Source organism: Bacillus cereus group sp. N8 (assembly GCF_016483685.1).
Taxonomy (GTDB): domain Bacteria; phylum Bacillota; class Bacilli; order Bacillales; family Bacillaceae_G; genus Bacillus_A; species Bacillus_A proteolyticus.
Map to the genome: position 1 here is coordinate 25,690 of NZ_JAEHBK010000035.1, position 8,381 is coordinate 34,070.

Here is an 8,381-nt window from a genome sequence, read left to right on the forward strand (position 1 = left end):
AATAACTCATGCAAAAGTTATTTGCATAAAGTGACGATACTGTGACAAAAATGTTGGTATGTATATTAAGATATCGTCTTAAGTGTAAAAAGTAGGGCGTTCTCGGTATAATAACAAGTGGAGATAAAAGAAACTATAATTAGTAGTAGCTGTAGATAAAAGGAGAATTCGAGATGAAGAAGGTTTTGGGTATTGCTGTAATGGGAAGTATGATCCTTCTAGCAGGATGTAATGGAAATAAAGATACGAAAGAACCGAAAGAAAAGGTAGAGCAATCTACTGAGCAAACAGAAGAAATGAAAGAATACAGCGCAGTACATGAAAAATATGATACGAAAATAAATAAAGAAATTAATAAGGCGTTACAGTTATTCGAAGTGGCAAAAGAAAAGGGCGGTAAGGAAATAACGAATGCTACATATAAAGAAGATGTGCAAAAGGTAACAACGAGCATGTTAGAAGATATTGATAATATACGTAAAGAAATTCGTGTTCCAAAGTCGAAAGAGCAAGAACATGAGGTATATGTTGGTTTCTTGAATGAATCGGAACAAGCGATGAAAAAATTACAGAAGTTAGCTAAAGAAGAAGATTCATCATTAATTCGTGATATAGAAATTAATTTTGCAACAGCATCGACATACTATAAACGTTTTCAGACAGAGGCCCAAAAATAACCTTGCGCATGCGCAAGGTTATTTTTTCTTCTTACCATCTCCGTCTTCATCCTCGGATACTAATACCTTCTGTTCTTCGTGAAATTCTGAAATTGTTTGTCCAGTAATATTATCGAATGGAGTATAAAAAGAAGTGATACGTGTCTTTTTAATGAAGAGTTTATAGAAGCCGATGATTACGAGTATGACAATTGTTAATGGCAATCCTATGGTGGCTAGGAGTAAGGGATCCATCTTATAACTCCTTTAAAGTAATTAATTTTATCCCGCTATTTGCGGGCAGCCCGATTGGTGTGGGCTAATAATCAGTGAAGGATGGACAAAGATCCCCACTGATTAAAGTGTCACTTTATTATAAGTTAAAGTAGTGATTTTAAGAAATAATGCCATTAAAAACTGATTTTTCTAAATATATCCAATTAGATTGACTTTTCATTTTTTCAGAATTATAATTCAAAATATACAATTTGAACCAAATAATAATATAGCAATTTACTTATCCAGAGAGGTAGAGGGACTGGCCCTATGACACCTCAGCAGCGGGTTCTGTAATAGAACACCGTGCTAATTCCAGCAAGCAAGTCTTGAAAGATAAGTGATGGGCCTTTGTTTATTAAGCCTTGATCTTATTTTTTAAGATCAAGGCTTTTTGTATTTTAAGAAGAGAAAGGGAGTAATGGGAAAGATACGTCAATAAAACAAAGTAAATTTATGAGTTTAGGGGGTTATTAGAGTGTATGTTGTTAAAAAATTATCGGTTATGGTATTTACACTATGGGTTATTACGACAGTAACATTTTTAATTATGCATATTATTCCAGGGGATCCATTTTCGTCGGATGCGAAAATCTTTCCTGAAGAAGTGATACAAAACATGAGAGCAAAGTATCACCTTGATGAACCGTTATGGAATCAGTATGTTGCTTATTTGGATGGGGTAGTTCATTTTGATTTTGGTGAATCTGTTCAATCGACAGGTCAAGGTGTATCGGAAATTATAACAACCGGTTTTGGACCGTCAGCAATTATTGGTTTACAAGCACTTGTTATTTCATTGTTAGTCGGAATTGCCGCAGGTACATTTGCCGCGCTATATCACGGAAAAGTGATTGATTATAGTGTGAGCTTGCTTGCGATTCTCGGTATTTCTATTCCTAGTTTTATTTTAGCTCCACTATTTATACAAGTATTCGCCATCCAATTTGAATTACTACCAGTGGCGTCTTGGGGAACGTTTGAGCATACTGTATTACCTTCTTTCGCATTAGCGCTCGGGCCAATCGCAGTTATTACAAGATTTGTTCGCTCTAATATGATTGAAGTGTTGCAGAGTGATTATATTAAGCTAGCGAGAGCGAAAGGTATACCAATTAAGAAAATCATTATAAGACATGCTCTTCGAAATGCAATTGTTCCGGTACTTACATTTGTTGGCCCATTAATGGCAGGACTTTTAACAGGAACTTTCGTTATTGAAAAAATCTTTTCAATTCCTGGTTTAGGAAAATATTTTGTAGATAGTATTTTTAACCGAGATTATCCGGTAATTATGGGAACAACCATTTTCTATAGTTCGCTATTAATTGTATGTATTTTTATTACAGATATCATTCATCGTATTGTTGATCCACGTATTCGTTCTATTACGTAAGGAGGAGGATGTTTAAATGGGGGCTTATGAAATTAATGACCAGTTATTAACGAATGAAGAGAAAAAAGAATTAACTATAAATAAAGATCAGCAAACGATTAGCCGAAAAAAGGAAGTGTTTCGCAAGTTTATATCAAACCCTATAGCAGTTTTAGGGGCAGTGACGTTATTACTAATTATTGTTTTCTCGCTTATTGGCGAAAGTTTAACGTCATTTACTGCGAGTGAACAAGTAAAAGAAGCAACTAATTTACCGCCTAGTAGTGAGCATTGGTTCGGAACAGACGATTTAGGGAGAGATATTTGGGCGCGTACTTGGGCTGGTGGGAAAATTTCACTAACAGTTGGGTTAGTTGCAGCAGCTCTCGATATAGGACTCGGTGTACTTATCGGTGGATTTAGTGGATACGTGAGAGGGCGTAATCGTCTTGGAACGTTAATTGATGAGTGGATTATAAGAGGGATTGAAGTTTTATACGGTATCCCATATTTATTAATTGTTATTTTACTATTAATCGTTATGAAACCAGGACTTTTTACAATTATAATCGCCCTTGCGTTAACGGGATGGATTGGCATGGCACGTCTCATTAGAGCACAAGTCTTGTCTTTAAAACAAAGAGAATTTGTTATTGCAGCAGAGCGATTAGGTACATCTCATATGAAAATTATATATGGGCATTTAATTCCAAACTTAACGGGGATTATTATCGTAAATTTATCATTTACAATTCCAGCTGCTATTTTCTCAGAATCATTTTTAAGCTTTATAGGACTTGGAGTACAATCACCAGCGGCAAGCTGGGGCACGATGACGAACGATGCACTCGGGACATTACTAAGCGGTGAATGGTGGCAACTTTTCTTCCCAGCAATCATGATTGCACTAATCATGTTCGCATTTAATGCGATTGGTGATGGTTTGCAAGATGCGATTGATCCGAAAATCGTAAAACGTAATCGAAAGGAGAAAAAACATGGCACAAATCTTATCTTTAGAAAACGTAACGTTAGCCGTTGAAAAAGAGAATAGTAAGCAAGCAATTGTGAAGCATGTTTCCTTTTCTATTAACGAAAGTGAAATAGTTGCACTTGTCGGAGAAAGTGGTTCAGGGAAAAGTGTTACAGCACAATCAATTATCGGCTTAAATCAAGAATCGATTCATATTGATGATGGAAATATATCTTTCCAATCAAAGGAATTAACTAATTTACAAGAATCAGAATGGAATCAAATTCGCGGGAAAGATATTTCCTTTATCTTTCAAGACCCGCTTTCATCTTTAAACCCGACGATGAAGGTGGGAAGACAAATTACAGAAGTAATTGTGCAGCATGAAAAGAAATCGAAAAAAGAGGCAAAAGAAATTGCAATTAACTTACTAAATGATTTAGGGATACATGAAGCAGAGAAACGTTTTGAACAATACCCGTATCAGTTGAGCGGAGGTATGAGGCAGCGTATTTGTTTAGCAATTGCATTTGCTTGTCACCCAAAGCTCGTTATTGCAGATGAACCTACAACGGCGTTAGATGTAACGATTCAAAAGCAAATTATGGAGTTGTTAAAAGAAAGAAAAGAAAAACAAAATACGAGTATTTTATTAATTACTCATGATTTGGCACTTGTACGTGAAGTAGCTGACCGAGTAGTAGTTATGTACGGGGGACGTGTTGTTGAAAAAGGAACGATACAAGAAGTAATAGGTTCACCTAAGCATCCGTATACGAAAAGTTTATTACAAGCTATTCCGAATATGGATGATTCAGAAAAGGTACTTAGAGCAATTGAGGGAACAACGCCTTCAATTGAAACGTTAAATAGTTTTGGATGCCCGTTTGTGAATCGTTGTCCTGTAGCAATAAAAGAATGTATTCATCGTTTCCCAGAGAGAACAACATATTCTGAGGAGCATAGTTCACATTGCTGGCAGCATATTCTGGAGCATAATAAAGCGAAATCAAAAGAGAAGGTGAATGCCTCATGACGACAGATTTAATTACTGTAAAGCAAGTAACGAAAGCGTATGGAAGTAAAAATAAAGAAATCGCAGCGTTAAAAGGTATATCACTTTCTATCCCAAAAGGAACAACGCTTGGCATTATTGGAGAGAGTGGTTCTGGAAAAACAACACTTGGTAAGCTCATAGCTGGGATCGAGCGTCCAACGTCTGGTGAAATTGATTATAACGATCAAGTTGTTCACACGCTGAAGTCAGCTAATAAGCGAAATTTCTTACAGAAAGTACAGTTTATTTTTCAAGATTCCACAGCTGCATTAAATCCGCGCTGGAAAGTACGCGATATTGTAACGGAAGGCTATATTTCATTCGGTTTAGGCGATAAAGGATTGAAAGATAAAGTCGCAGGTGATGCACTAGAGCGTGTTGGATTAGATAGACGATATATTGATCGTTACCCACACGAGTTTAGCGGTGGACAACGTCAACGTATCGCTATTGCAAGAGCGTTATTATGTGAGCCAGAAGTTTTAATCCTTGATGAACCAATTTCAGCATTAGATGTTTCACTGCAAATCCAAATTGTACATTTGCTGCAAAAGATTCAAAAGGAACAAGGCTATACATATTTATTTATCGCACATGATTTACCGATGGTTCACTATTTATGTGAAAAAGTGGCTGTTCTATATAAAGGAGAACTTGTTGAATTTGGAAATACGGACGAAGTGTTCCGTAATCCACAACATTCTTATACAAAAACATTATTAGCATCAACACCAAAAATTTCAGGTTAAAGGAGAATGTAGGATGAAGAAGTTTTTACTGTTTGTCATTATGACTGTTTTAGCGATCACTTCTGTCGCTTGTGGTAAGAAAGAGACGCAAAAGGCGAGTGCTGGTAAGGGAGAAGGAGATCGATTAGTAACGAATATCGGTAGTGATCCATATACACTTGATTCCGCTATTGCGACAGATAGCACGTCAGGTTATGTAATTGGACATTTGTTTTCAAGTTTATATACGCAAGATAGTGATGGGAAATATCAAAATGAATTAGCAGAGAAAGAAGAAGTAAATGCTGATGGAACTGAATATACAATTCATTTAAAGAAAGATATTAAATGGTCAGATGGTTCTCCTATTACAGCAAATGATTTTGAGTTCGCATGGAAGCGATTATTAAACCCGAAAACAGGCTCTATGAATGCGACAGAAATGTATTTTATTAAAGGAGCAGAGGCATATAATACTGGAAAAGGTGAAGAAGGACAAGTTGGTATTCAAGTCGTTGATCCTCAAACATTAAAGGTAACACTTGAACACCCAGTTGCTTCTATTAAACAAAAATTAGCAAGTTCATTATTTATTCCATTATCTAAAAAATCAATTGATGATAATAATAAATTAAAAACAGATCCAAAAGAGTTAATTACGAACGGACCATTCACGTTAAAAGAATGGAAGCATAACCAAGCTATTACAGTACAAAAAAATAAAGAATACTATGATAAAAAGGTAACATTAAAAGAAATTGAGTTTCGTATTATTCCAGATTCTAAAACAGCGTACCAATTGTACAAGTCAAAAGAATTAGATTTGCTAAGTAGCTTACCACAAGAGATGATTGAAAAAGAAAAAGGAAACAAAGAATATAAGCGTGTTGCAGGATTCTCATCTTATATTTATTCGTTTAACGTAGAAAAAGAGCCGTTTACAAATGCAAAAGTACGTAAAGCATTTTCATTAGCGGTTGATCGTAAGTTTATCGTTGAAAAACTGTATAAAAATAATGCACAAGAAGCATATGCTTTTGTTCCAGAAGGGGCAAAAACACAAGGTGGTCGTGATTTCCGTAAAGAAAAAGGCGATTACGTAAAATTCGATTCAGCAGAAGCGAAAAAGTTATTAGAAGAGGGTATGAAAGAGCAAGGTTGGTCTACATTACCTGAAGTAACATTAAAATTCACTACAGATACACAGCATAAAAAAGTAGCAGAAGCAATGCAAGAAATGTTTAAGAAAAATCTTGGTGTAGATATTAAATTAGAAAATAAAGAGTGGAAGAGTTACATCGATACATACAAGCAAAGTGATTTCCAATTAGCTTATATGGGATGGGGAGGCTCTCTATTAGATCCAATTACTAAACTAGATTTATATGCAGGTGATGGTCCAAACAACTATGCAAAATGGCATAATAAAGAATTTGACGCTTTAGTAAAAGAAGCAGAGGTTGAACAAAACGAAGATAAACGTTTTGACCTATTGCATAAAGCGGAAGATATTATGTTTACAGATTCACCGTTAATCCCAATTATATTCCCTTCTGATTCCTATTTACAAAAAGGATCAGTATCTGGGCTTCAATATTATGTTGGTTCTAAGCCGGATTTAAGATATGCAAAAATAAAGAAGTAGGCAACCGCCTACTTCTTTATTTTATTTCTCTTTTATATTCTTTTTTCGTTCCATCAGAGAAGACAACTTCTAAAGCGAATTTTTGGTAGTCTTTATCAAGCTTGAACACGTTTACTACTTGATCGATTACTTCTTGGTCAGGAGTATCTTTATTAAATTTTAATTCTTGTAGAAGTGGGCTTAATTTTGTAATAGCTTCATCACCTGTTAATTGTACATCTGCTTTATGATCTTCAATTTTTGCTTCCATTTTTTTATCTGCTGCTACATTTTTATAGTCCGCTTCGTAGTCTTTCTTTGTATCTTGGTAGTCTGCTTTTAAATCGAATTCATTAAAGTCTAGTTTTAAATCAGCAGGAGCCTCATTTTTTGCCTCTTCTGTAGTCTTTTTATTAGAAGTTGTGTCTTCTTTTGCAGGAGCTTTACATCCTGTTAATGCAGGTACTAGCATAAGAGCTAATAAAACTGATAGTAAAATTCTCATTATAAATTCCTCCTTATGTAAATTTGTTCTATACAAGTTTTTCCCAATTTCATGTAATTATGTATAAACCAAATAAATTATTTACTTAAGGGGGACACATGCTTATGTATTAATTAAATTGAAAAAAATTTGTATGTATATAGGCATTTCAAACAATCGGCGAATTATTTCCCGCAACATATGCAGCGAATGGTTATTATACAATAATATTTAGGGGAGTTAATTTAGAGAAAAATATTATTTCATTATTAGTTATTGTATTGGTTTCACAATCAGTAGCAGTGATGACTTTAGCTATAAAAGGAATGGTAAAGGGAAGAAGAAGCTCTGTAGTTAAAGAAGCATAAAATAAAAAGGTATTCTTCAATTGGATACCTTTTTATTAGTACTTATTATTTTGCAACTTCTGTCCACTTGTAGTTAAATTCACCGCCGAAGTCAGTTGTTACAAGTCCTTTAATAAATCCGCGTTGTAAGTAAGAACGGCCTTGTTGGTATAAAGGAGCGACAGCACCATCTTGTAATAAGATTTTTTCAGCTTGCTTCATTGCTTCAAAGCGACCTTTTTCATCACCAGCTAAATCAGTTTTCACTTTACGAATAAGCTCGTCGTACTCTTTGTTAGAGTATTTATCGAAGTTATAAGCACTATCTGTTGTAAATAAGTCTAAGAATGTAATTGGGTCAGCGAAGTCAGGGCCCCAGCCATCAATTCCGATTTCATAATCACCACTTAATAGTAGTTTCAACTGTTGTTTACGTGGTTGTGGTTTTAAATTCACTGTTAATCCATCTAGATTTTTTTCTAGTTCACCTTTTAAATATTCACCAGTTTTCTTAGCTAAAGCATTATCACTTGTTAATAGTTCAATTGTTACTTTGTCAGTACCAAGTTCTTGTTTCGCTTTTTTCCAGTTTTCTTTTGCAGATTTCACATCATCTTTGACTAGATTTCCATTCTCTTTACGGAAGTCATTACCGTCTGGACCTTTTGCGAATTTCGCAGGAACCATTCCTTCTGCTGGGATTGCACCATTATTTAAAATTGTTTCTACGTATGCTTTTCTTACGATTAGTCAACCTGTATTTATAGATTTTTGATGGATTGATTACCAAAAATCTATATCAAACATGTATCCACGTATAACGCATACTAAATACCCCTAATATGATTCTTTTTTTTACTA

The 8,381-nt window shown here is 34.8% G+C and carries 9 protein-coding genes, 1 pseudogene and 1 riboswitch; of the genes and pseudogenes, 7 read left to right on the forward strand and 3 right to left on the reverse strand.

Annotation, left to right across the window (positions count from 1 at the left end):
• Positions 1–173 precede the first annotated feature (173 nt).
• The gene (locus tag JDS80_RS26515) at positions 174–677 is read left to right on the forward strand and encodes a hypothetical protein (protein ID WP_199640380.1); all 504 of its coding nucleotides are present in this window, start codon (positions 174–176) and stop codon (positions 675–677) included.
• Positions 678–695: 18 nt separating this feature from the next.
• Here JDS80_RS26515 and JDS80_RS26520 read toward each other — a convergent pair whose 3' ends face one another.
• A complete protein-coding gene (locus JDS80_RS26520; protein ID WP_199640381.1) occupies positions 696–911 on the reverse strand; it encodes a DUF3951 domain-containing protein in 216 nt (71 codons plus the stop codon).
• A gap of 259 nt (positions 912–1,170) precedes the next feature.
• Positions 1,171–1,275, forward strand: a riboswitch (SAM riboswitch).
• Positions 1,276–1,410: 135 nt separating this feature from the next.
• On the opposite strand from JDS80_RS26520, the gene JDS80_RS26525 reads away from it, so the two are divergent.
• The 5 genes from JDS80_RS26525 to JDS80_RS26545 are packed head-to-tail and all read left to right on the forward strand — an operon-like array spanning position 1,411 to position 6,710.
• Positions 1,411–2,328, forward strand: coding sequence for an ABC transporter permease subunit (locus JDS80_RS26525; protein WP_199640382.1), 918 nt, complete (start codon positions 1,411–1,413; stop codon positions 2,326–2,328).
• Between the two features lie 16 nt (positions 2,329–2,344).
• A complete protein-coding gene (locus JDS80_RS26530) occupies positions 2,345–3,349 on the forward strand; it encodes an ABC transporter permease (RefSeq protein ID WP_098889142.1) in 1,005 nt (334 codons plus the stop codon).
• Positions 3,306–4,316 carry an ABC transporter ATP-binding protein gene (locus JDS80_RS26535; protein WP_199640383.1) on the forward strand — a complete coding sequence of 337 codons (1,011 nt, stop codon included), beginning with the start codon at positions 3,306–3,308 and terminating at the stop codon, positions 4,314–4,316. The genes JDS80_RS26530 and JDS80_RS26535 overlap by 44 nt, the downstream gene beginning before the upstream one ends.
• Positions 4,313–5,086: an ABC transporter ATP-binding protein gene (locus tag JDS80_RS26540; protein ID WP_199640384.1), complete on the forward strand. Its 774-nt coding sequence runs from the start codon at positions 4,313–4,315 to the stop codon at positions 5,084–5,086. Before JDS80_RS26535 ends, JDS80_RS26540 begins: the two co-directional genes overlap by 4 nt.
• Positions 5,087–5,099: 13 nt before the next feature.
• On the forward strand, positions 5,100–6,710 hold the full coding sequence (locus tag JDS80_RS26545; protein ID WP_199640385.1) for a peptide ABC transporter substrate-binding protein: 1,611 nt from the start codon (positions 5,100–5,102) through the stop codon (positions 6,708–6,710).
• Between the two features lie 16 nt (positions 6,711–6,726).
• Here the strand turns inward: JDS80_RS26545 and JDS80_RS26550 are convergent, their stop codons facing one another.
• Positions 6,727–7,194, reverse strand: coding sequence for a YusW family protein (locus JDS80_RS26550; protein WP_199640386.1), 468 nt, complete (start codon positions 7,192–7,194; stop codon positions 6,727–6,729).
• A gap of 155 nt (positions 7,195–7,349) precedes the next feature.
• On the opposite strand from JDS80_RS26550, the gene JDS80_RS32160 reads away from it, so the two are divergent.
• Positions 7,350–7,541: a hypothetical protein gene (locus JDS80_RS32160; protein ID WP_346011417.1), complete on the forward strand. Its 192-nt coding sequence runs from the start codon at positions 7,350–7,352 to the stop codon at positions 7,539–7,541.
• Between the two features lie 45 nt (positions 7,542–7,586).
• Here JDS80_RS32160 and JDS80_RS26555 read toward each other — a convergent pair.
• Positions 7,587–8,261 (reverse strand): annotated as a pseudogene (locus tag JDS80_RS26555) (ABC transporter substrate-binding protein); the annotation flags it as partial.
• Positions 8,262–8,381 lie beyond the last annotated feature (120 nt).